The sequence below is a fragment of the Lelliottia sp. GFLA7 genome (assembly GCF_056490165.1).
Window position 1 is genome coordinate 378849 of sequence record NZ_JBWLAQ010000002.1, and the last position, 26887, is coordinate 405735.

Below are 26887 nucleotides of genomic sequence, written 5' to 3' on the forward strand. Positions count from 1 at the left end.
GTCATGAAATCAGAAGACACCCTCGACTGGTACCCAGCCCAGCTCCCACCCGTAAAAATCATTCTGGGTAATGCAGTGCTCGAAGTCGGTAAAACAGGCCGCCCAATCAACACTCGCACGCTCCTTGAATACCTGCAGGTTACACAAAAAAAACTATCAGGCAGAGATAACAAAGTCGCAATGCAAACCGCTATCGAAGTGCTCAGGGATAACCAAAAGGTAAACGGAAGATTGTAGACGATGGCGCTGCGCGCTAAACATTTTCCGGGCATGAAAGAATGAGCGCTTCTTCATCAAAATAGGGATATGAGATGCGGATTAAATGATATCTGCTATTCGCTCAAATATTATGAGCATCATTACAGACGATACCGGTAGATTTTTCTCAGAAAAAACTTGTATTTCCAAATCCCTGGCATTTCCTAATACATCGTAAAAAACACGAGTAATTATTATAGTAAACGTGTATCGTGGTCGTCCCTTATATCAGGAGATGCCTATGTCTGGACGTAAAAATTCACAAACCCGTCGTAATTATTTAGTCAAATGCCCATGCCCAAACTGTTCTAAAGACTCAGAACACAGTTTTAGTCGCGTTCAAAAAGGTTCCCAGCTGGTCTGCCCGTTTTGCAGCACCTTGTTCAAGTCATCAAAATGACTGCAAAAAATTGTTGCAGATATGATGAGCGTTGCAACTAACGCCCCATATTTAGCCATAGTTTAGGGAATACCAAAAATGATGCTGTTGTAGGCCGTCTAATCATTGATGCTCATTACTGTTTATACTGTCAGTTAACGTCAACTTTTAGACTGTTCATGCGAGAGGCCTGCGCTTCATCATTCCGGTCAGCACAACTGAAAAGATGCTGGCCTCATTTTAAAAATTTTCGGCCTTTCAATCATCTTACAGTTATGCCTGCTCGGGCATCCTTCCCCTCGATATCGCAGAACCACACCTATTTATTTATCACAAAGTATTACGTTAGAAGCAGCGGGACCTTTGTTACCATTATAAATAGTGTACTCAACCTTCTGTCCTTCAAATAGGGTTTGACAATTATCACCCTTAAGATTCGAAACATGAACTGAGATATCTTTGCCTCCATCAAGAGGAGAGATGAAACCAAAACCTTTATCTTCTTTATACCACTTTACCAGGCCTCTGATTCTTGAGGACATATTGACTCCTATTACGCATGATGAGTGGGGTAATAAACGTATAATAATAAACGTATGGACTCAGAAGGAAGGGTATCAGCGATAGCACCTGGTAATGAGGACTGCCCGATAAAATGTTTACGTTCGCTTGTACATCGAACTTATCAGGACATTAAGGCACGGACGGTGACAATAAGCAAAGCATTCTTTACTATCCATCTCATGTGCTATGACATTTTGCCGGGCCGAAAGCCTTTCAAGAGAAGATTATCCCCCACACGTTCAAAGCGCTTTTACCTGTTATAAGGTCAAGATTTAAAGACTGCCAAACAATGTCTAACGTCTTAATTTTCTTCATTCTTCTTCACATCGCTTCTATCCCGGAGGAGTCATATGAAGCAGACTATCGAGTTGCCTTTCTGGACCAAATTATCGGATGGTAATCACAAATGTCTGAAAACGACGACCGCGTGGTACACGAATGAAGTAAGGCGTGTATGCTTAAATGTATACATTAACAATGCAGGACAGCGACATGTTTAGCTTTTCATCCAACGAATTCGTCACAAACGATGTTGACAGAGTCATAGGCAGTGCTGTCTTTGACATTATCCAGGCCGGCGTAGCTGACCACATAACGCCAAAAATGCTGATTCAGCACCTTACCCGCAAGTATGTGCATATTTACGAAACGAGCGCTTCCGTTGACGAAGCGTTAGCCTATGAAGCCGCAATAAAACACCTCGAAAATTCACTTGGTTAATCGAAGTTTTATCAATGCATAACACTGTGTGATGTCGCAGAAATTGACCTTTCACGCAGTGTTATTGATTGGCTGTGATATGAGGTAAGAGCCACTAAGATCAGTATTTGAGGCAATCGTCATATCGGCATGTTCAATGCTAAAAAATTCATCCCACCTCCATACTTCAAACTCTTTTAATATTTCATATCTGCTGCGGAATATGATCTTTATAAGGTAACAGTATGCCAGATACAGAAAAGTATCCTGTTGACGGTACTCATGACAGCTTATTCTGGAAAACACCTACACCGGTTGACCTGTGAATAATCAATATTATTATCTTTCTAGCTTATCAAACTGACGTAGGGAGGATAGGTTATTGGGTTGGAAATTTCTAATCGGCTTTCTTTTTGCCACCATCGTTGGATTTGCACTATTTGGTTTCGTTTTTTCACTCCAGCAGTTGAAGTAAAACGACGCTCATCTTCTGTTATATGCCATGCCTTAAACGTAAAAAACCCGCTCAAGGCGGGTTTTTTATCACGTTCACTTATCGGCTCAGGCTGAAGCCATCATCGCTGTTATAAGTGTTCATGGCGTTATCAGCTATTAAAGCGCGGTAACGTTAGCAGCTGCCGGACCTTTGGCACCATTCTCAATCGAGAACTCAACCTTCTGTCCTTCATCCAGCGTTTTGTAATCGCTGCTCTGAATAGCAGAAAAATGTACGAATACATCTTTGCTACCATCGGCTGGGGTAATGAAGCCGAAGCCTTTTTCAGAGTTAAACCATTTTACTAAACCAGTCATTTTGTTAGACATAGATATTTCCTTAAATTTTCTTGAGCCACACGTGGCGGCGAACATGGCCTGCTTGCAGATGAGGACTTATTGGGCACTTAGGAGGAGGCTCATGCATAAGAGTATCAAAGGATATCGCTTGAAATGAGGACTGCTTTACTAAAACTGCTTTCATAAGGTCTGTATGCCAAACCGATGAGGCATGTTGGACTCTTATGGGATAATAATCAAGGTTACTTTTGTCAGTGATTTGTTGGGAAAATTTACAATTCTAAAAGGGAGTAATCTTAAAAGCCCTGACCATTGCAGCCAGGGCTTTTAAGGTACTACAGACTTCAGATTTGACATTAATGGACTTAATAGAGTGATACTGCTATTGATACTGCTTTTAAATGTACCCGTTTACTTACTACAGATAATATTGGGCGTTAATACTATAAACCTCCCTCTATTTATCTCGTTATATACCTGCCTGCGCTTATAAGATCTAAGCGTAGCAACTTGAACAAGCACATCCCCTCTCGCGACATATACTCTTTGATGCGTTGCCCTTTGCCGATACGGTTACCATCAACAAGCGAAACCACCGACACTAACAACAAAAACAAGGCCTTACATCGTCGCGCTATCACTACCATTTCGCGAACCAGCACAAACACTACGAGGCCTGAAAGCAAACTACATCCCAAACAACAAACTTCGTGGCCCGTAAAGCAAAATGGCTTAACCCAGTACTTCATACTATTTACTAACGACTTTCATTGTGCCGTTGAGTACTAATTTACTCATTTAAGATTTGAGGTCAATACTGTTTTTTAAAACATGTTTTTATTAACAGCAATAGTGGCTGAACCACTCCTGCTATGCCCTAGGGCCGTTGTGAGAGAGAAGGATACATCACCACCCAACTCGGGCCTGACATGATTAGCACACACATGAGGCATGATTATGACCATGCACTATACCCATTCTATTTATATGGATAAAAACAACTTAACTTGTTATAAATCACTGTGGTCAAGCAAAAAAGTAAAAGGTCAGAAGGGATGAACAATATAAACTGGAACTGGGAAACACATTTCAGTATAGACAGCTCGGTACTTCTTAAAATAGGGGTCGTAATTCTTCTTTTATTTTGGGGCTTTGATGAACTGCGGAAAAGAAGGAAAAAGAAACCAAGTGTAGAAGCGTCAATCTCTGAAGCCAACGCCAGAGAACGCCACAAGTGGCGCCATGTAAGATACCCATTCAAAGTGATAAAGGTTGCATTCACTGTGTATATTTTATGGTCACTCATCCATTATCTTTTAACATAAAACAAGCTCAACTATTTTCCACGCTGAATTTCATTGGCTGATAACTGCTGATTTAATCTGTCGATTTTGCAGTAAAAGATCAGCGAAGCGGGTCATGCGTCCTTTGGGTTTCGCCGGGAAGTCGCAGTGAATGCGGCATTACCTTCGTATCTGCGCGGCGTAATTAGCCTCAGAAAGATACAACAAGAAATTGTCTATCGTGCAGGTGGTTTGGGCAGTGATTCCCTCGCCTTATGGTGAAAACAAATGGCGGAACGCGATTTCCAGGCACAAAAAAACCACCTTTCGGTGGTTTCACGACACTGCTTATTGCTTTGATTATTCTGCTTTTTTCCCATGGTACCCGGAGCGAGACTTGAACTCGCACAGCCTATGGCCGAGGGATTTTAAATCCCTTGTGTCTACCGATTCCACCATCCGGGCTCGGGAAGAAATTGGAGGCGCGTTCCGGAGTCGAACCGGACTAGACGGATTTGCAATCCGCTACATAACCGCTTTGCTAACGCGCCTTTGAATCTTTTTACTGAGCACCCGCTATTGCCGATACTTATAATTTGGAGCGGGAAACGAGACTCGAACTCGCGACCCCGACCTTGGCAAGGTCGTGCTCTACCAACTGAGCTATTCCCGCAATCATCAAGTCATTATGCTAATCACTTGATTTTACTACCGACTGGCTAAGCGTACCGCCGTTCGATGCGTTGCATTCTACTTATATGACGGTTTGAGTCAACGTTAATTTTTGCTTCCCAGGATCGTTTGCTGAAATTTGCGTCGAAACGATCACTGTTCAAGCAAATCGCCGCGTGAGGCGTTCAGATATTGCAGCATCGACCACAGCGTCAAGACGGCGGCAACCCACAGCAGACCAATCCCTGCCCACTCAACCCACGCATTTGGACGCCAGAGCATCCACACCAGCGAAGCCATCTGGGCGGTCGTTTTCACTTTGCCGATCCAGGAAACCGCAACGCTGCTGCGTTTACCCAGCTCAGCCATCCACTCACGCAGTGCAGAGATAATGATTTCACGGCCGATCATGGTGGCAGCAGGCAGCGTCACCCACCAGGTATGGTAATGCTCCGCCACCAGCACCATCGCGATGGCGACCATCACTTTATCCGCAACCGGATCGAGGAACGCACCAAAACGCGTACTCTGATTCCAGCGACGCGCCAGATAACCATCAAACCAATCCGTCACCGCGGCGATAAGAAAAATGAATGCACATGCGAAAGGTGCCCAGGTGAACGGCAGGTAAAATGCCAGAACAAAGAATGGGATAAGTACGACGCGAAAAAGCGTAAGCAACGTAGGGATATTAAATCGCATAATGACGGTAACTGTCTGTTGTCAGTAAATTTAGCTCTATGTTGCTACAGAGCCCTCAATGTTTCAACGAGTAGTAGATCTTTTCTGCCAGCCCTTGCGAAATACCTGGCACTTTTGCAATTTCCTCCACGCTCGCGTTGAGTAATCCTTGCAATCCCCCCATGTATTTCAACAACATTTGTCGACGTTTTGGCCCAACGCCTTCGATCGTTTCAAGTGTACTGGTATTTTTCACTTTCGCCCGTTTTTTGCGGTGTCCACCGATAGCATGATCGTGCGACTCATCGCGGATATGCTGGATGACATGCAAAGCAGGAGAATCTGGCGGGAGGTTGAATCCCTCACCTTCAGGCTCAAAGAATAACGTTTCCAGACCCGCTTTACGGTCAGTCCCTTTCGCCACTCCCAGCATCAGCGGATGATGCTTATCCCACGGCACGTCTAGCTCCGCAAAAACCTGTTTCGCCTGACCCAGCTGCCCTTTCCCACCATCAATAATAATGACGTCAGGGATTTTGCTCTCTTCAATCGCTTTTCCGTAGCGACGACGCAGCACCTGATTCATTGCTGCGTAATCATCGCCAGGCGTGATGCCCGTAATATTATAGCGACGATATTCCGCGCGCAGCGGTCCATTAGCGTCGAACACCACGCAAGAGGCGACAGTTTGCTCGCCCATGGTGTGGCTAATGTCAAAACACTCCATGCGCTTCACTTCTGGCAATTTCAACAACGTCGCCAGGGCGAGTAAGCGCTGATGAATAGTCGATTGCTGAGAAAGTTTGGTGGTCAGCGCGGTCGCCGCATTAGTACGAGCGAGCTTCAGATAGCGTGCACGGTCGCCTCGAGGTTTGGTCTGGACGTTGACCCGCCGGCCTGCCAGCTCAGAAAGCGAGTCTGCCAGAAGGGTTTTATCATTCAGATTAAAGTCGAGCAGAATTTCCGACGGCAACGTGCGCATCTGGCTGCCCTGCAGGTAGAACTGGCCAACAAAAGTCTCCACCACTTCGCCTAATTCAGTGCCACCCGGCACTTTTGGGAAATAGCTACGGCTACCCAGGACCTTGCCCTGGCGAATAAACAGAACATGTACGCAGGCCAGCCCGGCATCGAAAGAGACACCTATAACATCCAGATCGTCGCCATTATTAGAAACGAACTGTTTTTCCGTCACGCGACGCACAGCCTGTATCTGATCCCGAATGCGCGCTGCTTCTTCAAACGCCAGCGACTGACTGGCCTTTTCCATGCGTTCAATCAGCTGCGTCAGGACCTGATCGTCCTTACCGGCCAGGAACAAGCGCACATATTCAACCTGCTGCGCGTATTCCTCTTCGCTGACCAGACCTGCCACACACGGGCCAAGACAACGCCCAATCTGATATTGCAGACATGGCCGAGAGCGGTTGCGATAAACGCTGTTTTCGCACTGGCGAACCGGGAAGATTTTTTGCAGCAGCGCTAGCGTTTCACGTACCGCATAGCCGTTTGGGAAAGGACCGAAATACTCCCCTTTCGCATGCTTAGCACCACGGTGCATGGCCAGGCGCGGATGGGTGTCGCCACTCAGGAAGATAAAAGGATAAGACTTGTCGTCACGCAATAAGACGTTGTAGCGAGGCTGATACAGCTTGATGTAGTTATGCTCAAGCAGGAGTGCTTCCGTCTCCGTATGGGTGACGGTGACATCGATCTGCTGAATTTGCGCAACCAGCGCTTCAGTCTTACGTGAGGCCAGGTTATTGCGAAAATAACTGGAAAGGCGCTTTTTGAGGTCCTTCGCCTTACCGACATAGATAACCGTTTCGCCAGCGTCGTACATACGGTATACGCCTGGCTGGCTGGTCACGGTTTTCAGGAAAGATTTAGAATCGAACACATCACTCACTGACTGGTTAGGGTCTCTGTATTACACAGACCATGACGAATAGCCAGGTGAGTGAGTTCGACATCGCCATGAATGTTCAGTTTACTGAACATACGATAGCGGTAGCTGTTCACCGTTTTCGGGCTAAGATTCAGTTGCTCCGAAATCTCATTCACCTTTTGGCCTTTGGTGATCATCAGCATAATCTGCAATTCGCGCTCAGACAAACTGGCAAACGGTGAACCCGTCTTTTCCGGCTCAATCTGGCTCAACGCCATCTGTTGAGCGATATCCGAAGCGATATAGCGCTGTCCGGCATACACGGAGCGAATGGCATTCACCACTTCCTGCGGCGCAGCGCCTTTAGTGAGATAACCGGCTGCGCCAGCCTGCATCACTTTCGCGGGCAAGGGGTTTTCGGTATGCACGGTCAGCATGATGACTTTGGTATCAACGAAGGCGCGGGCGATTTTGCGCGTGGCTTCAAGCCCACCGATGCCGGGCATATTCATGTCCATAAGCACCACATCGGCAGAGTTGCTTCGGCACCACTTCACGGCGTCTTCACCGCAGCAGGCTTCTCCGGCCACTTTAATACCCTTTATATCTTCAAGTATGCGACGTATCCCTGCGCGCACGAGTTCGTGGTCATCAACAAGAAGGACGTTGATCAAAGGAAATGTCTCCAGAAATAGGGATAACGCGACTGACTGCTAATTGGTTTATATTAACGGTTTTCCTCCCAAGTTTAAAACGTTAAAAAGGTGCAGTACGATTCCGTTCTCTTTTTTGGAAATTAGTCTGTACAGCAAGTGGAAAGAAGAACCCTGTCTTAATGGCGTTCTTTGCCCTTTTTAAGCACCTGCATTCAAAAAGTTACAAAAAATAAACACGGCAGGAAGCGCAAAAAACAGAAGATATATTTTTGTAACAATAATTAACAGCAGCCAAACCAAGTCTAAACAATTAAGGGATATTTAAACACGACAGCAATTATACTTAACCCTAGTTTACCCGAATAAACAAAACGACAGAATGCTCAAAAAACAACCACTGCTTTTTTTCCTCTGGCTTATGGTATACTCCGCCGCCTTAACTTTCATCGTCGCGCTACAGCGCAGTTTTGTAATGAGGAATATCCATGAGCACACCTGAATTCGCCACCGCGGAAAATAACCAAGAACTGGCGCAGGAAGTATCCTGTCTGAAAGCACTGTTGACTCTTATGCTTCAGGCAATGGGTCAGGCCGATGCAGGCCGTGTGATCATTAAGATGGAAAGACAAATCGCGCAGATGGAAGATCAAAGCCAGGCTGACGTATATGCTGGCACAGTTAAGCAAATTAAACAGGCTTACCGTCAGTAAAAAAGAAACGGCTGAACGCAATGCATTCAGCCGTCTTCGTGTCTGGCACGCAGAACAATATTGTGGTCAGATGAAACCGGTCGCCGCCGCGTAGCAAGCAATCTGCGTTTTATTCGGCGCATTAAATTTCTTCTGCATATTCTTCTGATGAAAATTCACCGTATTTTCTGAGATCGAAAGAATAATCGCGATTTCAGCCGACGTTTTTCCTTCCGCCGTCCACTTAAGAATTTCCTTTTCACGCTTGCTGAATTTCATCTCAGGTGGCATCACCATTTCATGCTCAAATCGCAGCAAGGTGGTCAGCGCCATTTGCACCAACACTTGCAGGCGCAATTCTATTTCATCGCTGTCCATCATTTTACCAAACTGACTGGTGCGAGAAACCGAGAGAAAGCCCAGCGCATGATTGGGCAACATCAAACATTGTGTAATGCCCTTGCGCAGACCGTGGTCGCGCGCGCCGTCCCATAATGCCTGCGCATCCGCAAATAACGCGTCAGTCCAGGGAAGATGCCCCTGCAAGAAATTCTCACGCTTTAATACCGGATCAATAGCGTAATAATTTTCTGACTGATATTGCGAAATCCATTCCGCCGGATAGCTTGAATGAATGGATATTTTAGGACGCGTGAATGGAACCGGATGCCTGACACAGAGTGAGTAATAATCGAATTCAAGTGCCTGAGTTTGTCGTTGAAGTTCTTCATACACTTCATCGGCAGAGCCCATCTCCTGGAATCGCAGGAAGCAATTCCGTCGCCATGTAAAAAAGTCTGTTTCCCTCATACTTACCGAATAAAACCCCTGAAAAAACTAATCATTATTATGGTGAATATAACGTAACACATAAAACTTATTTATATGTATAAAATATCGCCCCAATTGAGAATTAGTTGCGTTTAAGCGGGGTTTGAAACCAAGAAGCAGAATAAAAACACCTCCAATTACGGACAATGGGGGAATATTTTGCTCCAGATTGGTTTTCTGGAGCAAATTGAGTAAAGCGGACTATTTCGTCAGAAACTTCTCGAGGAACTGACGCGTACGCGGCTGTTGGGGATTGGTAAACAATTCTTCTGCTGGCCCCTGCTCCACAATACGCCCCTGATCCATAAAGATTGCTCTGTCTGCCACGTCCCGGGCAAAGCTCATCTCATGCGTGACAATCACCAGCGTTCGCTTCTCCTGCGCGAGTTGGCGAATGGTGTTCAGCACTTCCCCTACCAGCTCGGGATCGAGCGCCGATGTTGGTTCGTCGAACAAAATAACATCGGGTCGCATCGCCAGCGCACGGGCAATCGCCACGCGCTGCTGCTGACCGCCCGACAGACGACGCGGGTAGCTGGTCTCCTTCCCGGACAGCCCAACTTTTGCCAACAGTTCGCGGGCGCGTTGAATCGCCTCGTCTTTAGGCTCACCCTTTACGATGACCGGCCCTTCGATAATGTTCTCCATCACCGTGCGATGGGGGAACAGGTTAAAACTCTGGAACACAAAACCGACATGCTGGCGCAGATGGCGAATCAACGTTTTCTGCTGCCCAAGCGACTTCGCGGTATCAATGGTGATATCACCCACACGAATGGTTCCGCCCTCTGGATGCTCCAGCAAATTAATACTGCGCAGCAGCGTGGTTTTACCAGAACCACTCGGCCCGATAATCGCCACCACTTCGCCCTCCTGCACTTCAAGGTCAATGCCGTGAAGGACAGTTTGCCCGTGGAATTTTTTCGTCAGGTTTTTGACGTCAATTGCACTCATTTCGGATCTCGCTCCTGACGATTAAGCTGATTTTCAAAATAGTTTTGCAGTGCGGACAATACGGTTGCCATCACCCAGTAAATCAGAGAAGCGGCCAGATACATGGTGAAAACTTCCAGCGTGCGCGACGTAATCAGCTGTGCCTGACGGAACAACTCCGGCACCTGAATCGTCGCGGCGAGGGAGGTATCTTTTACCAGACTGATAAAACTGTTGCTCAGCGGCGGGAGCGCCACGCGTGCGGCCTGGGGCAAAATGGCGCGACGCAGCGTTTGCCACGGGGTCATCCCGATACTGGCCGCCGCTTCCCACTGGCCTTTATCAATGGATGAAATTGCGGCACGCAGCGTCTCAGAGGTATACGCCGCCGTATTCAGCGACAGGCCAATCATCGCCGCCGGGATAGGATCCAGCTCAATACCAAACTGTGGCAGGCCGTAATAAATCATAAACAGCTGGGCGATGAGCGGCGTACCGCGAAATACGGAGATGTAAAAGCGCGCCAGCCAACGCACCGGCAGAACCGGCGACATGCGCATCAGCGCCAGAATAAAGCCCAGCACTAAGCCAAAGAACATCCCACCCAGACTGAGCTGCAGCGTAAACACAGCGCCCTTGAGCAGGTACGGTAGCGAATCAATAACCAGCTGAATACTTTCTTGCATTATCGTTTTCGACCTGCTTTTAGACGTGAGGATGATAGGCAAACAACGCAGGCGCTCCGCCCGTATGCACAAACAAAATTGGGCCTTCATCCTTGAAGCGCTTCTGAGTAATACCGTCGATCAGGCCCGCCATCGCCTTACCCGTGTAAACCGGATCGAGCAAGATCCCTTCCAGACGTGCCAGCAATTTTATCGCTTCCAGCCCTTCATCATTCGGCGTGCCGTAGCCAGGCGCAAAATAGTCATCCCACAGCACAATCTCAGCCTGCGCCGGGACTTCCAGCTGCTGCGCGACCGCCTGTTGCAAAGCAAACACTTTTGGCTTTTGATCCGCCACGCTACGCGATACGGTCACGCCAATGAGTTCGACGTCCGGCATCAGTTGCTCAAGCCCGACTGCAAGCCCTGCGTGCGTTCCCGCGCTACCCGATGCCACGACCACCGAGGACAAACTCACCGCGCCTTCACACTGCTGCGCGATTTCAAGCGCGCTTTCTACGTATCCCAACGCACCGAGCGCATTGGAGCCGCCTACCGGAATCACATAAGGCCGAAAGCCCTGCGCTTCTACACGCGTCGCCAGCGCCTCGAGCTGTTCTGCGGGATGGGTTAATGCGTCGCACATTTCAATCTGCGCGTTGAACAAATCCAGCAGCAGACGATTTCCGTTGCTGAGATAGTTTTCCGCACGCGTGCCAATCGGGTTTTCCAGCAGTGCCACGCAGTTCAGCCCGAGTTTTGCGGCCACCGCCGCCGTCTGGCGAACGTGGTTGGACTGAATCGCACCCGCAGTAATCAGGGTATCAGCCCCTTCGCGCAGCGCATCAGCCGCCAGAAACTCCAGCTTACGCAGTTTGTTTCCGCCCATGGCCATAGGGGTCACGTCGTCACGTTTAATAAAGATATCGCGCCCTAAATAATCCGAAAACCGCGGTAAATATTCTAGCGGCGTCGGCGCGCCGATAAACTCGAGGCGCGGAAAGCGCGTTAAATTTTGCAGTGACATGGAACCTCCGGTAACTCTGTTTTTGTTTATTATTTTTATTATGCACGCTAGAACGCCAGAAATAAAAAAGGCGCTTTTAAAAGCGCCTTTTTTTGTCATTTAAGACTTATTTGGTGACGTCAGCACCGAACCACTTCTCAGACAGCGCTTTTAACGTTCCGTCTTTTTGCATCTCAGCGATTGCACCGTCGATCGCTTTGACCAGATCGTCGTTGTCTTTGCGGATGGCAACGCCAGATTCCTGACGCGAGAACGGCTCACCGGCAACGGCCAGCGTGTCTTTGGTTTTCTTCACTAGATCCAGCGCGGCCAGGCGGTCGACCAGGATCGCATCAATACGGCCCACGCGCAGATCCTGATATTTAGTCGGGTCATCATCATAGGTGCGGATATCCACGCCCTGCACGTTCTGGCGCAGCCACTCTTCGTAGTTGGTCCCGAGACCGACACCCACTTTTTTACCTTTCAGGTCCGCGGCGGTTTTGATCGTGCCTTCGTTACCTTTCTTCACCAGCGCCTGAATACCTGACACGGTATACGGCGTTGAGAAATCATATTTCTTTTTACGTTCATCAGAAATGGTGACCTGGTTAATCACCACATCAATACGTTTGGAATCCAGTGAGGCCAACATGCCGTCCCATTTGGTGGGTTTCAGCGACGCTTTTACCCCCAGATGTTTCGCCAGTTCTTCGGCAAACTCGACTTCAAAGCCGGTCAGCTTGCCATCGTCACCCTGGAAACTGAACGGTGGATAGGTTCCTTCCAGCCCAACCAGCAGCGTGCCGCGCTCTTTCACTTTATTCAGTAATCCTTCGGCCGCGAACGTTTTCACGCTCATTCCCGCGACCAGCGCCACAGCCATTACGCCCATCAGCGCCTGACGACCCAGAAGTGCTAATTTCATAAATACCCCGATATAGTGGTTTTTTGAGTAGTGTAAGGCTTTCGCCTTTGGCGTCAAAGGCGAGTCCGCTACATCTTATTCAATTTTAATATATATCAGAAGTCGCTTCGGCGTAGACTTTCTGCGTGACCGCACCTGGCAAATGCGCTTTATATTGCGCGTATTTACGCAGCGCGATGCGATAGTTATTGGTGCTGGTTGCAGGCAACCACGGTTCCAGGTTTTCATCCATGTAACCGGTTTTCAGCAGATCGCGGGAGATATTTTGTACCGTCAGATGTTGCCCCAGACGACGCAGACGCACGACGTATTCGCGCACGGTCCCGTGACTCATCTCGGTTTGCTCAAAGAGGAATTGTTTGAAGCCGATAATATCGAAAAAGTCGCTCTGCTCTTTGCAATGCAGATCGCCACAAAAACGACACAAAGCGACCCACTCCTGCTGCTCTTCACGCCACGCGGATTCATCCATCAGGGTGTCGAGACGGGAGATCGCAATTTTATTGACGATTTCGCCACGACGAACCAGCGTGATACGGTCAAGCAGCTTATTGCAGTGAGCACAATGAGTCTGGCTGTGTTTAAAGTCTTTTAGGTAGCGGCTTAAAGGCCGTCTTTTAGATTGCTGCACCGTCATGATAACTCCTGGTTGTCAATACGTTGTGCGGCATTTTTCGGGCGAATGACTCGCCTATAACTTACCCAGTTTGGTACGTAAGCGTTTAATGGCCTGGCTGTGCAACTGGCTCACCCTGGACTCCCCCACTTCCAGAACCGCGCCGATCTCCTTAAGATTCAGCTCTTCCTGGTAATAGAGGGTTAACACCAACTGCTCACGTTCAGGCAATGCTTCAATCGCATCCATTACGCGTTGGCGTAAATTACCTTCCAGTAATTGGTGTAACGGGTTTTCGTGCTGATTTTCATCAGTCACCAGTTCAACACTATCGCCATGCTCTTCACGCCACTCATCATAAGAGAAGAGCTGGCTGTTATTAGTATCAAGCAACATCTGACGATAATCCTGAACCGCGATCCCGAGACGCTCCGCCACTTCAGTTTCTGTCGCGTTTCGTCCCAGCTCTTGTTCCAGTTGCCCTATAGCATGTGCCACTTCGCGGGCATTGCGGCGAACACTTCGCGGTACCCAGTCACGGCTACGCAGTTCGTCCAGCATCGCACCACGAATACGCTGTACTGCGTAAGTCGTAAATGCCGTTCCTTGCAGAGCGTCATACCGATCCACTGCATTCAGTAGACCAATACCGCCCGCCTGTAGCAGGTCGTCCAATTCAACACTCGCTGGCAATCGCACCTGGAGGCGCAATGCTTCGTGACGCACCAGCGGGACATAACGCTGCCACAGCGAGTGTTTATCCATTACACCATCAGCGGTATAGAGTGTATTCACGATAAACAGCCCTGCGTTAATTGAGTTATCGGCATGATTATCCGATTCTGGAGGGGTTTTAATCGGGTGAATAGTGGGTGAAATGAGGGGTTATTTGAAGGGTAATGTAAAAAAGAGGAGTGCCCGACTAATAGCCGGGCGACAAAGTGATTGTCCGGGTTAATGTTTTTAACAAATCGTAGCCATCCCAGTGCAGTGTAAATTCCATCGTTTGGCCCACTGCAACTATTCGATCAATACCCTTTGGCGCGCAGTTAAGAATAAACTGTTCAAGGTTATTTTTTGTTAAACCCAACGTCGCGATGGTTTGGCATTTTTCACCGCAAACGGGCGCGATTTCACTAATATCATTGACCAGCCACTCATAAAAAAGTCCGCTGCCATGATGATTTTCCAGCATGTCCTGCGTCACCTTTTCCGCTTCTACCCTGAAAATATGCCGCGTTGCTGATGGGATATATTTTAATTCAGGGCTAAGCGCCGCGCGCTCACAATAATCAGCCAACGTTTTCACCACAGAAACCGCTTCTGGCGCAGGTTTTTCGCGTAAATAAGTCTCAAATTCAGCCCAGAATAACGCGCGAGCTTCAGCCTTTTGCTCACCTAACCATACTACCAATTTTGGTGAGGTACAGGCCTGTTGATCGGTTAATAATGTGTCGTTATAAAAGTTTTGCGCAATGCGCTGCTTATTGTCGGCGGCGATATAAGCATCAGCCTGAATAACAGCAATGGAATAGCGATCGGCAAAAGCAATATCTACTGCACGCGCAGATAAAGGCGACTGGCGAATTAATGCGATGGTTTTATCGCCCCCCCAAATCAGACGAGCCTGACACATAGCAGAGAGGGCGTGATTAATTTCTGGCTCATGCCCATATTGCACCAGACAAATCAATTCCCGTATCGCAACATGTTGTTCAATCGCCTGATTAAGTGCCTGACAAATAATATCGACCTGGACAAAGGGTTTCGATGGCAACCGCACGATGTTGGCATTCCCGGTCAGTAATCCAGCAAACAAAGAGTATGCAAAATTGACAGCAACGTTTGACGGCGCAATATGAAACGCAACACCTCTGCCCAGCAATAATTCATTATATGCGTGCGTATTTTTCATTTGCTCCAGTGCCGCTTTCCGACACCAGAATGCCAGCGAAATAACATCGCTGTGCGTCCGTGCCTGTGGCTCCGTAAGCAAAATTTTTGAGAAGGATTGCAAAAACGCGATCACGTCCGGATCAAATGGAATACGCGGCTTAACGGCGCGCATCTGCTCCAGCACCTGTTCGTTGCCTACCCGATAACGCAACGTTTTAAAAATCGGCGGCATAGGTATCACTGCACCCTCTTATTTCTGCATTTTTGAGTCGACCGATAATACGAAAATACTTTCCGGCTCTGCCGCACGGACAATCATCCTCGCCCAACACAACCCCTTCATCTTCCGTTAACAGCGAATGCCCAGGATAAGATTCCGGGAGCGTCGAGAGTACCTGGATAATACCTGGCTTACCGTGCGCACAGGGGGAGAGATCCACGGGATCGCGCACAATAACATCCGAGAAAATACTGGCGTGGAGATGGCCTTGCTCGCACTGCATATAGATGCAGCCGGTCTGTTCCACCATGCCATAATAATCATAAATTTTCGTCAGGCCGCACACGCTCTGCAACGCATCGGCAAACGCGCTGGCGGAAACCGCCTGTGACTGCAGCTTTTTCCAGCCGCCGCCGTGGATAAGGATCCCGTTCGCTAAATCCAGCTTCACCCCGCTGTCCTTAAGCGCCTGATAAAAATGTTGCCAGACCATAAAGGTAAAACCAAACAGCAGGATAGGCTTACCCTGATGGCGCTCCAGAAACGCGGTGATACCGTCGATATCCAGCGCCATCGAATCCGTTAATGCCCAGCACCGCTCGGAGCCGAACATGGAAAACCCGAGGATCCCCGCGCCGCGCGCAGAGAACATATTGCGATCTTTCATCACCGTCGGCGTATCGAGAATGAGCATCGGCAAACGCCCTGCGCCGGTGAAATGGCTGACAATTCGCACCAGCGTTTTCTGCTGTCGCGCCGCTGTCATCTTATCGAGAAAAATACGCGAAACCGCCTGCCCCGTCGTCCCTGAAGAGGTCATGGTTTTCACCACCGCGTCATCCGGCACGCTTTTAAGCGTCAGCGTTTTGAACAGCGACACCGGCAAAAACGGAATGTCTTCCGGCTGTTCAAGCTGCGTCACATTGCAGCCCAGCCCCTGCAAAATATTGCGATACGGCTCGCAGTTTTGCTGGTGATGTTCCGTCAGTTTGCGCAGTCGTTGCAGCATATGCTCGCGCTTTTCTTGACGCTCAAATGCGTAGGGGCCGTGCTCTAGCCAGGCATCAAACTCAATCACACAATGCCTCCAGCGCTCTGTACAGCGTCTTGCCTGTCGGATTTTTAGGGATCGCGTCGATCCCTTTCACCGTAAAGGCGGAATGATGAAGCTGGCAGGTTTGCGCAAGATAGCTTTTTACCGCTTCGGTCTGTGCGGCGTCAGTAATAAACACCTGTACATTGTCGTCACGCCCAACCGCCACGCACTCCGTGGCCGGGAAGGCCTTCAGTACCAGATGCTCCAGCTCATCCAGGCCTACGCGGTTGCCGAACACTTTCAAAAAACGCGTCTTTCGCCCGACGATGGTGTACAGGCCGTTCTCATCGCAGCTTGCCAGATCGCCGGTGGCCAGACGCCCCTGACGCTCATCACTTTTTGCCAGATCTTCACGGCAGGTGGCGTAACCGAGCGTCACGTTTTCACCGTAATAAATCAGCTCGCCGCGCTGTCCGGCTGTGGTGATTACCGTTCCGCTCTCATCTTCGAGCGCAAATTTACCGCCAGGGATCGCCATCCCCATCACGCCGGGATTATCCCTGGACAGTTCTGTGGGCAAAAAACCCATCCGCGAGGTGGCTTCGGCTGCGCCGTACATGACAAAAAAGCGTAGCCCCTTTTCCGCGGCCCATGCCGCCAGCTCACTTTGCAGTTCCGGGCGCAATTTGCCCCCGGCCTGGGTCAGCGTTTTCAACGACGGGAGATCCATACGGGTAAAGCGCAGTTTTTTGAGAATTTCCCAGCTGTACGGCACGCCTGATAACGATGTTGCCGCATGCTGTTTCAAAAAGCGCCAGAACGTCGGTTGAACCGGCCCGCTGTTGGTCAACAGCAGCGTGGCGCCTTGCGCCAGATGAGTATTGATAATCGACAGGCCATACACGTAGTTCATCGGCAGCCAGGCAAATGCGCGCTCGTGGCTGTCGATATTGAGATAATCCACAATACTGCGGGTGTTGCTCAGCAAGTTTTGATAGCTCTGGCGCACCAGTTTCGGGCTGCCCGTTGAACCTGACGTGGCAATCAACAGTGCCAGCGCATCGTCCATTTCGGGTGCGGGTTGATGTAAATCGTGCAGCTGGTACGTCCCCGCTTCGGCGTCATCTTGCTTCCAGACAAAACCTGGACGGTAGATATCCATCAGCTGTTGCAGCAGTTCCGTAGCGATGTTTTTGTCCAGCATCAGCGGGACGGCGCGGGCGTTCAGGCAGGCCAGATACCCCATCAGCGCGCCGGGGCTGTTATCGCACAGACAAAAAACCAGCGCACGCGCAGGCAACTGTTCAGCCAGCGTGCTGACCGATTGCGCCAGCTGGCGATAGGTCAGCTGTGTTTCATCCTCGCTGATCACCGCCACCGCATCGCCGTACTGTTCAAGCTGCCAGAAGGCTGTCATAGCCCAGTCTCCAGAATCGTATCCGCGATCTGCGTCGCGGTCAGCCCGTTTTGCTCCAACATCCACACGTACTCTCCTGCCGGGCCATAACCCTGCGGAATACCGATGGTTAACAGACGTGGCGCTGTTGGCTGAGTCACCAGAAACTCGGCGACGGCGCTGCCAAGACCGCCGATGACGCTATGTTCTTCAACACTGACCATCAGTTTGCAGCCCAGCTGTTTTTTCAGCGCGTCGGTATCCAGCGGTTTGAGGGTGAACATATCCAGCACGCTACAGCTGATCCCGCGCTCGGCCAGCAATTCTGCCGCCTTCAGCGAAGCCGAAACCATGCTGCCCGTCGCGACCAGCGCAACGTCTGTACCCTCGCGGAGCAGGTTAGCTTTGCCAGGGACAAATTCAACCGCTTCACGATAAACAATTGGCGTGCGCATCCCGCCGGTGAGACGCAGATAAACGGGACCGTTAAGCTTAGCCGCTGCGAGCGTGAGCAGCGCGGTCGCAGTCGCATCCGCAGGCGAAAGAATGGTTAAATTCGGAATTGATCGCAGCGTGGCGATATCTTCTATTCCGTAGTGCGTGGTACCAAACATGCCCATCGCAAAGCCAGACGCCAGCCCGACCACTTTGATGTTGCCCTGCAAATAGCCCATGTAATGGCGCATTTGTTCGCAGGCGCGCAGCGCGGCAAAATTAGCAAACGTCGTCGCAAAGGGAATGCTTCCCTGAGACGCAATCCCCGCCGCCACGCCAATCAGATTTTGCTCGGCAATGCCCACGTTGAGATAGCGCTCGGGAAACGTGTGGCTGAAACGCTCCATGCCTGACGTAATGCCAAGATCCGCCGTCAGGCCGATAATATCTGAATTCTGCTGGGCGAGATTCAGCAGCGTCACACCAAAGGTGCCGCGCGTGCCCATCATCGACCAGGCGCGCACATCGGCCGGAGAAACGGAAATCTTCATACCAGTTCCTCCCGCGCAGCACCGTGCTGTGCCGCAGACAGTTTAGCGCGGTGAAACGCGTTATTATTTTCCATAAACGAGATCCCCTTCCCTTTCACGGTGGTGGCGATAACCGCTTTTGGTTTGTTGTGGGAAGGTGCGGCGAAGGCCTGTTGCAGAGCCTGAATATCGTGCCCGTCGCACACTTCGACGTGCCAGCCGCAGGCCTGCCACAGCGCGGGGAAATTCATTTTTAGCGTTTGCTCGCAGGCGATGTCCGACTGATAGCCGTTAACGTCAACGATAGCCGTCAGATTCTCTAATCCATGATGGGCCGCAAAAAGTGCGCTCTCCCAGATAGATCCTTCATTGCATTCGCCATCGCCCAACACCACGTAGCTGTGCCACGGCTGTTGCTTGAGGCGCTGATGCCACGCGATACCGCTGGCAAAGCCGACGCCAAGCCCAAGCGATCCACCCGCGAAATCAATCCCTAGCGCAGGGTTCATCGGGGTTAATGCCGGAAAGAGCGAGCCGCTATGATCGAAGGTCGCCAACTGTTCATCGCTGAGCACGCCGTAATGGTGCAGTGTCGTATAGAGCGCCAGTGCGGCATGCCCCTTACTTAATAAAAAGCGATCGCGTTCCTGAGCGGCCATTTTCTCCGGCTGATAACGCATCACCGATCCATACAGAACGGTGGCGATATCGACCATCGACAGCGCCGAGCCAAGATGCACTCCGTCAACGGGCGCATGAAACGCGACATCAACGATCGAGCGGCGGATCTGGCGGGCGGCCAGCTGCAGTTCAGCGAGCGATTTCATCGTAGGCCACCGTCGACGCGGATTGTCTGACCGGTAATGTAGCTGGCCAGATCGGAGACTAAAAAGACCGCCGCATCGGCGATGTTCGACGGATTACCCAGACGACGCAGATCCGTCTGATTGCGCGTGGCTTCGATAATGGCCGCAGGCAGCGTGGCCAGCATATCGGTATCGGTAATACCCGGTGCGATGCAATTCGCACGGATGCCAGTTTCACCCAGCTCTGTGGCAATTGACTCTGTTAAGGCAATCACCGCTGCTTTTGATGCGCCGTACGCGGATTTACCGGCATTCCCGTCCTGCGCGGCCGTCGAGGCGATATTGACGATACTGCCCTGCTTCTGGCGGGTCATCAGCTTTGACACCAACTGGGTAAAGTTGAACAGCGCAAAGAAGTTGACCTCAAACTGCTGGCGTAACGCCTGCTCGGTGGTCATCTGGAACAGCGCGTTCAGCGTAATACCGGCATTGTTGACCAGACCATGCAGCGGGCGTTTGTCGCTCATCAACTGTTTAACCGCCAGCTTCATCGCGGCCGCATCGGTCAGATCAAAACAGAGCGGCCAAATTTGTACGCCGTGACGCGCAGAAATCTCGGCCATGTCGGCTAAAAAAGCATCGTCAGCACTGCGGGCGTGGGCATAAATATTGGCACCGTTTGCCGCGAACGCTTCAACCATCGCCCGGCCAATACCACGTTTGCAGCCCGTGATAATCACATTTTTATCTTTTAACAGCATACAACGCTCCTTAATGACCAATGCCGCCGTCAACGCGAATAACCTGTCCGGTGACGTAACTCGCCGCATCAGACGCTAACCAGCAAAGTGTGTTTGCGACTTCTTCGGCCAGACCTGGGCGCGAAATGGCCGCTGCCGCCATTTTTTCAGCGATTACGGATTCCGGTAAATTCTCCGTCATCGCCGTCTGAATCACGCCGGGTGCTACCGCGTTCACGCGGATCCCCTGTGGCGCAAGTTCTGCAGAGAGCGTTTTCGTTGCCGCCACCATCGCCGCTTTTGACGCAGAGTACGATAACTGACCGACGTTGCCGTCCAGGCCAGAAATGCTGGCGATATTGATGATACTGCCGCGCTTATTACGCAGCATCAGACGGGTCATATACTGGGTAAAGACCATCTGCGAGAAGAAATTGATGGTGAAGGTTTTTTGCATCTGCGCCAGCGTGACCATCGGGAACAGCGCATCAAGCGTAATTCCCGCCACATTCACGAGAATATCAATCGGCTGTTTGGCTTTTTGAATGGTCATCGCAGCTTGTTTGATGGAGGCGTCATCCAGCAAATCAAAGCTGACAGGCGTGATAGACACGCCGTGTTCTTCGCTGAGATCGCGGATGAAGGCCAAAAAGGCCTCATCTTCCTGCTGAACGCAGGCAAACAGGTTTGCACCCTGGCGGGCGAAGGCCACGAGCGTTGCCTTACCAATTCCCTGCAGGCATCCAGTAACAACGGCAGTTTTCCCGGCCAGTAACATGCTTACCTCTCCGTTAATCAGGCAACTTCAACATCATATTTATTGAGGATCTCTTTCCCTTTTTCCCAGGAGGAGAAATCAATAATGTCTTCGGTGTCCAGCATGATGTCGAAGGTCTCTTCCAGCGCGGCAATCATGCTCATGTGGCCCACGGAATCCCATGACGGCGTATCCTGATATTTATACGTCGGCAGAATTTCTTCTGACACTTCAAAGGTTTCGACGAAAATCGCGTTGTATTTTACTAAATTAGTCATCTCAAATAGCTCCAGATAAAACAGTTACTTAAATACTTTCTTTTGATCGTTTTTGCGCATCACGCGCGCTGGATTCCCCAGCGCGACAGAGTCATCAGCGATATCGCTGAACACTGCGCTGCCCATGCCGATGATGACGTCATCGCCAAGGGTGGTTTTTTCTTTAATGGCAGAATTCATTCCGATAAAAACGCGCTTGCCAACAACGCAGTGCCCGGCCAGCGTCACGTTGCTGGACACCACGCTGTGCACACCAACGTGCGTATCGTGACCGACACTCGCGTGCGGCTGAATCAAGGTGTTTTCTGCAATAAACACATCGCAGGAGATAAAGGCGTGGTCGCAGATAATCGCGCCCGCGCCAATATGCGTTCCTGGCGGAATAAAAACGGAGGGGTGGATTAACGTCGCCAGGCTGGTTTTCGCCAGCACTTTCTCGGCCAGCTTCTGCCGCGCAGCGGGTTCGCCAATGGCGATCACCACTTCAGTGCACGGATGATCCAGCAGCGCAAAGCGGTGAACCGGCACACCAGAGACCACATTTTCGTCAGTCACATCATCAATAAAGAAGATCTCTTCCCAGCGTGAAGATTGATTCAGCTGCTGTGCCAGCATTAAGACTTCGCGGCCCAGGCCGCCTGCGCCATAAATACCCAGTTTCATGCCACTTCTCCATCCACATGGCGCACCAGCGGTTGATTAGCGGCTGTTGCGCTGTACTGGCGAATCATCGCCACCACGCGATCCTGATCGTCTTGCGTCAGGTCAGGGTAAATCGGCAGACAGAGGATTTTTTGCGAAATGCCTTCGGCCACCGGCAGATTTTGCGGGTTGGCAGAAGGCAGATGGCGATACATCGAGAACGAGCTGATCAGCGGATAGAAGTAACGGCGTGAGTAGATATTCACCTCTTTCAGCACGTCGTAAAGCTGGTCACGGCCGATTGGGTACGCCTCGTTGACGATGATCGGGAAATAGGCGTGATTCCATTCTACGTTGTCTGGCGCGCGGAAAACCTCGATGCCTTCGATATCGCTGAGCAGTTCGCAGTAGCGCGAATAAATGTCCGCACGCGCCGCTAACGCGCCGTCAATGTGTTGCAGCTGCACCAGGCCGAATGCCGCCTGAACCTCGTTCATTTTGGCGTTGATACCCGGCGCAACGACGGTGGTCTCATCAGCAAAGCCAAAGTTTTTCAGATAGTCGATGCGCTGCTTCATTCTGGCATCCGGGCAGATAATCGCCCCGCCTTCAAAGGTGTTGAACACCTTGGTGGCGTGGAAGCTTAGAATCGACAGATCGCCGCAGTTCAGCACGCTCTGACCATTTTGTTTCACGCCGAACGCGTGGGCCGCATCGTAGATAACCTTCAAACCCCACGCACCAGCTATCTTCTGGATACCCTCAATATCACAGGGTATACCGTAGCAGTGCACCGGAAGAATCGCAGACGTCGCTGGCGTGATCAGTTTTTCGATCTTTGCCGGATCAATGTTGCAGGTGATAGGGTCAATATCAGCAAAGACAGGCGTAAGGCCGTTCCACAGTAAAGAGTGGGAAGTCGCTACAAACGAATACGGCGTAGTGATCACTTCTCCGGTTATGCGCAACGCCTGCAAGGCCGTCAGCAACGCCAGCGTGCCGTTGGAGAACAAGCATAAATGTTCAACGCCAAGATAGTCCGCCAGCGCCTTTTCAAGCTGCTGGTGAAACTGACCGCCATTGGTTAAAAACTTGTTGTCCCAGATTTGCTCCAGGTAAGGAATAAATTCCTCCAGCGGCGGAAGCAGCGGGCTCGTGACGTAAACATTGTTTTTCATAGCGCACCTTCATAATGAAACTGTATTTGCCCTCGCGAACGGAACAACTCCGCCACGAACCGCCTTATTCTTTTACCGTAAAACTTTGTGCAGGTTGCCCGGCACAATAAATCTGCCATGCCTTACGCAGCGCCTTTTCTAGCGGTGCTGATACGTCAAAACCGTCCTGCTTAAGCGGCATTTGCTGGCGCATTCTCTGTCGCCAGCCGTTGAGTTCTTCGAGGTTGCTTTGCCATGCGATGGCTTTCTCGACGTAATCCTGCTGGCTGGTCGCGACAAACGTTTGCAGTCCGTAGATATGCATGATTTCTACGCCCTGTCGGGAGGAGGTCGTTCCGCCTGCAATGCTCAGCGTCGGCACCCCCATCCACACGGCATGACTGGTCGTGGTACCGCCGGTGTACGGGAAAGAGTCGAGCAAAATATCCACTTCGTGATGCATCCGCAGATAATTTTCCAGACCCGTGGTTTTACGGAAAATCAACTGTGAATCCAGCACCCCGAGTGCGCAGAGTTTTTTGCGATAGCGGGCGATCATTTCGTCGTCGTCCATAAAGCCAATCAGCAATTTGGCCGTCGGATTCGAGGCCATGATTTGCGCCCACACGGCGAAAACTTCATTGTTGAGCTTTTTCGAACGGTTGAAGCTGCCATAGGTGAAATAGCCGTTGCTCAACGCCGGGAGCGGGTTGACGTCAGGGCTGAGTTCACTGGGTGCAAAGAAACTGCGCAGAGGCATGTAGAGCAATTTTTCCGTGTACTGATCGTCCATTTCACCCGGTTTACCGAGCCCTGGCGTGGTGATGCGGTAGTCCATCTGCTCAAGACCGGTGGTGCCGGGATAACCGATCCAGGTCATCTGAATAGGTGCAGGTTTAAAACCAAACACCGGCAGACGTGTGCCCGTGGTGTGCCCAGACAGGTCGATCAGAATATCAATCTGATCTTCGGCGATTTGCTTCGCCACTTCGGCGGCGCTCAGTTCCGTCACCAGCCGACTCAAGGTGGCGGTGTGATCGTAATGTTCTCTGACCGCGTCATTTTTATCGATGGTGTGATAAGCAATGACATCAAACTGATCGCGGTTGAGGTTATCCCAGAATGGCAAAAAGAAATTGCTGACCGGATGATTGCGAAGGTCACCAGAGACAAACCCAACGCGTAGTTTGCGGGTGGCATCTTTGTTACCGGAATGGCTGATATTGACCTGCTGTTCCGCGCACCATTCCTTCACCTGACGACCATATTCCTGGTGGGCAGCAAACAGCTCGGATGGCGTTACGCTGGCATCATGCGTCATCACAAACAGCAGGCTGGTGTAGGTATCAAAATCATAATTTTTCAGCGTCAACGCTTTTTGCAGGAAATAGCGCGCATCGGCCATTTTTTGGTTATCGCTGAGGATAATGCCCATGACGCTCAGGAAATACGGCACGTCCGCATGATGGCGGATTGACTGTCGGGCGCATTTCTCCGCGACCGTCATTTCACGGCGTTCGTGGTAGATGCACGCGAGCTGATTCCAGCAGTTGGCGTTTTTATCGTTAATGCGCAGCAAGGCCCTCAACAGTTTGCGTGCTTCAAGCAAATCGTTGGTTTTGAACAGCGCGGTCGCCAGATCGAAATAGCTATCCCAGTGCATGGAATATTGGCCCAGCAGACGGCTACTCAGCTGTAGCGACGATGTCCACGCGCCCATGAGCAGATTTGACCGCGCCTGACAGCGCAGCAGATGAACGTTATACGGATCGGCTTCAAGAAAACTCGCGAGCCGGTCGCGCCCTTCTTTATGACGGCCTTGCTTGATAAGCGCGTTAACTTCATCGTACAAGCTGTCGTACTGTTGATCGTCGTCATCCGATATTGGCTTGAGATCCACCTTTAGCGGAAAACCACCGTATTTGCGCTCACAGCTGAAGATCAGCAGCGCGATATAAACCTGCTTAATGATGGCCACATTGTCAGACTTCATAAAGCACTGGAACGCCGCACGCCAGGCATCGGTCGAACCGGTCAGCAGCCCTTTATCACGCAGCGCGCAAAACAGCAGCCAGCTTGATTCGTCGCCATTTTTGACCCCCTCCGTCGCAAAACCCCACTCTTCGCGGCTCAGCGTGACGGTTTGCCCCCAGTAGTTACCGAGGGTGATGAAATTCTGCTTCGCAAATGCGTCTTCCGTCACGGCCACAATAGGCCGTAAAACGGGGTCACTTGCGTCGTTATAAGCCGAAGGAACGGCGCTGATCATCAGACCATTTATGGTGTTCCCCAGCAGATCCTGTAGCGAGGCGACCAGATCAGCGCGGGTGTCACTGGCCGAATCTTCCGGGAAGCGGCAGTGGAAAAGCAGCTGCTCAAAGCTCAGACTCAACGGCCAGACTTCCGCCAGCACATCCAAGATTTGCAGCGTGGTTTTGTTTTCCGTTCTCAGCGGCGTGCCGTCCAGACCGATATGCCCGTTGGCCGTTACGCCATAGTGGTTAATCTGGCGCTTAAAGCAGCCCGCCCAGTGCAAATGCTCGACCGATTTCAGGTCTGGCGTCGCCGCAAAGTCGTGCGATCCGACATGTGTCAGGAGGCTAAAACGTTCGCGGCGATTGACGGCAAGATCAAGATATTGCTGACTTTTCTCACGTGAGCTGCCGCCGCTTATCAGGCTATGCATCTGCCCTGTCTGCGTACCGAAAGTGTCCGCCACTTCACACTGAGGAACGGCATCGCCGATATAGCTAAAGCCCGCGCCGGTGATTTGCTGGTGGAAATCGACGAAATAATCGGCCTGATTGATATTGCCGAGATAACGGAACGCGAGCGTCAGATCGTTGCTTTGCTCGGCGTCAGTCACCTGATTTTTCAGGCCACCTTCGGGGAGCGTCATCGCCAGATAGCTGAGCATCCCACGCGCGGAATCCAGTTGGGCGTCAATCCCCTCCGCGCTACCGGCGTGAAAGCTGAGCGAGTCCTGTAACGTTTTTGCATCGTGCGCGCCAGGCAATACCTGCCAGCGAATCGCCATCATGCCTTGAGCTGCAAGATGCGTTTGGCACCAAGCCAGCAGCGCGGTACGCTCGTCGCCCCCCATCATGGAGAAAAGTCCACGCAGGATGATGTAGTCGAATTCACCCAAATCGGAGGCCAGCAGATCGGCAAGCCCGGCGTGATGCAGCTCAATGTTCACCAGCGCGAACTGCGCAATCTGCCGTTGACCGTGGGCGATGTCGTCTTCGTTGATATCGACGCCCATCGCCACGCTTTCTGGCCAGGCCAGCGCGTTGGCAATCAACGATTCACCCTGCCCGCACCCCAGCTCCAGAATACGCGCCTCTGTGGGATTAACCGCATCAGCGAGATAAAGCGAGGCCGCCGCATGGAGTGCAGTTGGCGTATGACGAGAGGCAGAGTAAATGCTTGTCACAATAACGTATCCAAA

Annotated in this window: 28 protein-coding genes and 3 tRNA genes; 5 read left to right on the plus strand and 26 right to left on the minus strand. The window is 50.8% G+C overall.

Translation table 11 applies throughout. The features are described from left to right. The first annotated feature begins 3 nt into the window (after positions 1–3). Positions 4–237 carry a hypothetical protein gene (locus AC07RN_RS07305; protein WP_015959498.1) on the plus strand — a complete coding sequence of 78 codons (234 nt, stop codon included), beginning with the start codon at positions 4–6 and terminating at the stop codon, positions 235–237. Between the two features lie 262 nt (positions 238–499). After that, positions 500–658, plus strand: a complete 159-nt coding sequence (locus AC07RN_RS07310; protein ID WP_216979987.1) for a YnfU family zinc-binding protein — start codon at positions 500–502, stop codon at positions 656–658. A gap of 302 nt (positions 659–960) precedes the next feature. On the opposite strand, the gene AC07RN_RS07315 is transcribed toward AC07RN_RS07310, so the two are convergent. Then, on the minus strand, positions 961–1179 hold the full coding sequence (locus AC07RN_RS07315; protein ID WP_407440021.1) for a cold shock domain-containing protein: 219 nt from the start codon (positions 1177–1179) through the stop codon (positions 961–963). Between the two features lie 484 nt (positions 1180–1663). Here AC07RN_RS07315 and AC07RN_RS07320 point away from each other — a divergent pair, with 484 nt between their 5' ends. Beyond that, entirely contained in the window at positions 1664–1921 is a 258-nt protein-coding gene (locus AC07RN_RS07320) for a hypothetical protein (RefSeq protein ID WP_478335991.1), read from the plus strand. Between the two features lie 591 nt (positions 1922–2512). Here the strand turns inward: AC07RN_RS07320 and cspE are convergent. The 7 genes from cspE to uvrY all read right to left on the minus strand — a co-directional run bounded on the left by cspE (position 2513) and on the right by uvrY (position 7893). Continuing rightward, positions 2513–2725, minus strand: a complete 213-nt coding sequence (gene cspE, locus AC07RN_RS07325; RefSeq protein ID WP_015959500.1) for a transcription antiterminator/RNA stability regulator CspE — start codon at positions 2723–2725, stop codon at positions 2513–2515. Positions 2726–4357: 1632 nt separating this feature from the next. Next, positions 4358–4443, minus strand: a tRNA-Leu gene (locus AC07RN_RS07330). A 12-nt stretch (positions 4444–4455) separates the two neighbouring features. Continuing rightward, positions 4456–4529 (minus strand) — tRNA-Cys (locus AC07RN_RS07335). 46 nt (positions 4530–4575) lie between these two features. Next, positions 4576–4651: transfer RNA gene (locus AC07RN_RS07340), tRNA-Gly, on the minus strand. Positions 4652–4803: 152 nt separating this feature from the next. Further along, positions 4804–5352 carry a CDP-diacylglycerol--glycerol-3-phosphate 3-phosphatidyltransferase gene (gene pgsA, locus AC07RN_RS07345; RefSeq protein ID WP_015959501.1) on the minus strand — a complete coding sequence of 183 codons (549 nt, stop codon included), beginning with the start codon at positions 5350–5352 and terminating at the stop codon, positions 4804–4806. A 55-nt stretch (positions 5353–5407) separates the two neighbouring features. Next, positions 5408–7240 carry an excinuclease ABC subunit UvrC gene (gene uvrC / locus AC07RN_RS07350; RefSeq protein WP_478335992.1) on the minus strand — a complete coding sequence of 611 codons (1833 nt, stop codon included), beginning with the start codon at positions 7238–7240 and terminating at the stop codon, positions 5408–5410. Next, complete coding sequence (gene uvrY / locus AC07RN_RS07355) at positions 7237–7893, minus strand: UvrY/SirA/GacA family response regulator transcription factor (RefSeq protein WP_015959503.1); 657 nt, start codon at positions 7891–7893, stop codon at positions 7237–7239. Before uvrY ends, uvrC begins: the two co-directional genes overlap by 4 nt. Before the next feature lie 400 nt (positions 7894–8293). Here uvrY and AC07RN_RS07360 point away from each other — a divergent pair, with 400 nt between their 5' ends. Both AC07RN_RS07360 and AC07RN_RS07365 read left to right on the plus strand, forming a co-directional pair. Further along, a complete protein-coding gene (locus tag AC07RN_RS07360; RefSeq protein ID WP_419181542.1) occupies positions 8294–8374 on the plus strand; it encodes a hypothetical protein in 81 nt (26 codons plus the stop codon). Next, positions 8361–8585 (plus strand): DUF2594 family protein, encoded by a 225-nt coding sequence (locus AC07RN_RS07365; RefSeq protein WP_015959504.1) that lies wholly within the window; start codon positions 8361–8363, stop codon positions 8583–8585. Before AC07RN_RS07360 ends, AC07RN_RS07365 begins: the two co-directional genes overlap by 14 nt. Positions 8586–8651: 66 nt before the next feature. Here AC07RN_RS07365 and sdiA read toward each other — a convergent pair whose 3' ends face one another. From sdiA to AC07RN_RS07455, 18 genes are all read right to left on the minus strand, one after another. Beyond that, on the minus strand, positions 8652–9374 hold the full coding sequence (gene sdiA, locus AC07RN_RS07370; RefSeq protein WP_015959505.1) for a quorum-sensing transcriptional regulator SdiA: 723 nt from the start codon (positions 9372–9374) through the stop codon (positions 8652–8654). Positions 9375–9596: 222 nt separating this feature from the next. Further along, complete coding sequence (tcyN, locus tag AC07RN_RS07375) at positions 9597–10349, minus strand: L-cystine ABC transporter ATP-binding protein TcyN (protein WP_478335993.1); 753 nt, start codon at positions 10347–10349, stop codon at positions 9597–9599. After that, positions 10346–11014 (minus strand): cystine ABC transporter permease, encoded by a 669-nt coding sequence (gene tcyL / locus AC07RN_RS07380; protein WP_015959507.1) that lies wholly within the window; start codon positions 11012–11014, stop codon positions 10346–10348. Before tcyL ends, tcyN begins: the two co-directional genes overlap by 4 nt. A gap of 19 nt (positions 11015–11033) precedes the next feature. Next, complete coding sequence (dcyD, locus tag AC07RN_RS07385; protein ID WP_041689448.1) at positions 11034–12020, minus strand: D-cysteine desulfhydrase; 987 nt, start codon at positions 12018–12020, stop codon at positions 11034–11036. Between the two features lie 106 nt (positions 12021–12126). Continuing rightward, positions 12127–12927 (minus strand): cystine ABC transporter substrate-binding protein, encoded by an 801-nt coding sequence (gene tcyJ / locus AC07RN_RS07390; RefSeq protein ID WP_235133567.1) that lies wholly within the window; start codon positions 12925–12927, stop codon positions 12127–12129. An 85-nt stretch (positions 12928–13012) separates the two neighbouring features. Then, positions 13013–13564 (minus strand): flagella biosynthesis regulatory protein FliZ, encoded by a 552-nt coding sequence (gene fliZ / locus AC07RN_RS07395; RefSeq protein WP_015959510.1) that lies wholly within the window; start codon positions 13562–13564, stop codon positions 13013–13015. 54 nt (positions 13565–13618) lie between these two features. Then, entirely contained in the window at positions 13619–14338 is a 720-nt protein-coding gene (locus AC07RN_RS07400; RefSeq protein ID WP_015959511.1) for an RNA polymerase sigma factor FliA, read from the minus strand. A gap of 127 nt (positions 14339–14465) precedes the next feature. Continuing rightward, a complete protein-coding gene (locus tag AC07RN_RS07405; protein WP_478335994.1) occupies positions 14466–15671 on the minus strand; it encodes an acyl-CoA reductase in 1206 nt (401 codons plus the stop codon). Next, positions 15655–16737, minus strand: a complete 1083-nt coding sequence (locus tag AC07RN_RS07410) for a LuxE/PaaK family acyltransferase (RefSeq protein ID WP_478335995.1) — start codon at positions 16735–16737, stop codon at positions 15655–15657. The genes AC07RN_RS07405 and AC07RN_RS07410 overlap by 17 nt, the downstream gene beginning before the upstream one ends. Next, positions 16730–18112 (minus strand): AMP-binding protein, encoded by a 1383-nt coding sequence (locus AC07RN_RS07415; RefSeq protein ID WP_478335996.1) that lies wholly within the window; start codon positions 18110–18112, stop codon positions 16730–16732. Before AC07RN_RS07415 ends, AC07RN_RS07410 begins: the two co-directional genes overlap by 8 nt. Further along, entirely contained in the window at positions 18109–19077 is a 969-nt protein-coding gene (locus AC07RN_RS07420; RefSeq protein ID WP_478335997.1) for a transketolase family protein, read from the minus strand. The genes AC07RN_RS07415 and AC07RN_RS07420 overlap by 4 nt, the downstream gene beginning before the upstream one ends. Beyond that, on the minus strand, positions 19074–19883 hold the full coding sequence (locus AC07RN_RS07425) for a transketolase (RefSeq protein ID WP_478335998.1): 810 nt from the start codon (positions 19881–19883) through the stop codon (positions 19074–19076). The genes AC07RN_RS07420 and AC07RN_RS07425 overlap by 4 nt, the downstream gene beginning before the upstream one ends. Then, positions 19880–20623 (minus strand): SDR family NAD(P)-dependent oxidoreductase, encoded by a 744-nt coding sequence (locus AC07RN_RS07430; protein WP_478335999.1) that lies wholly within the window; start codon positions 20621–20623, stop codon positions 19880–19882. The genes AC07RN_RS07425 and AC07RN_RS07430 overlap by 4 nt, the downstream gene beginning before the upstream one ends. A 10-nt stretch (positions 20624–20633) precedes the next feature. Next, positions 20634–21380: an SDR family NAD(P)-dependent oxidoreductase gene (locus tag AC07RN_RS07435; protein ID WP_478336000.1), complete on the minus strand. Its 747-nt coding sequence runs from the start codon at positions 21378–21380 to the stop codon at positions 20634–20636. Positions 21381–21397: 17 nt separating this feature from the next. Then, a complete protein-coding gene (locus tag AC07RN_RS07440) occupies positions 21398–21637 on the minus strand; it encodes an acyl carrier protein (protein ID WP_478336001.1) in 240 nt (79 codons plus the stop codon). A gap of 24 nt (positions 21638–21661) precedes the next feature. After that, complete coding sequence (locus AC07RN_RS07445) at positions 21662–22300, minus strand: acetyltransferase (protein ID WP_478336002.1); 639 nt, start codon at positions 22298–22300, stop codon at positions 21662–21664. Next, the gene (locus AC07RN_RS07450) at positions 22297–23457 is read right to left on the minus strand and encodes a DegT/DnrJ/EryC1/StrS family aminotransferase (protein WP_015959521.1); all 1161 of its coding nucleotides are present in this window, start codon (positions 23455–23457) and stop codon (positions 22297–22299) included. Before AC07RN_RS07450 ends, AC07RN_RS07445 begins: the two co-directional genes overlap by 4 nt. Positions 23458–23521: 64 nt before the next feature. Continuing rightward, positions 23522–26872, minus strand: coding sequence for an O-linked N-acetylglucosamine transferase family protein (locus tag AC07RN_RS07455; RefSeq protein ID WP_478336003.1), 3351 nt, complete (start codon positions 26870–26872; stop codon positions 23522–23524). Between the last annotated feature and the right edge of the window lie 15 nt (positions 26873–26887).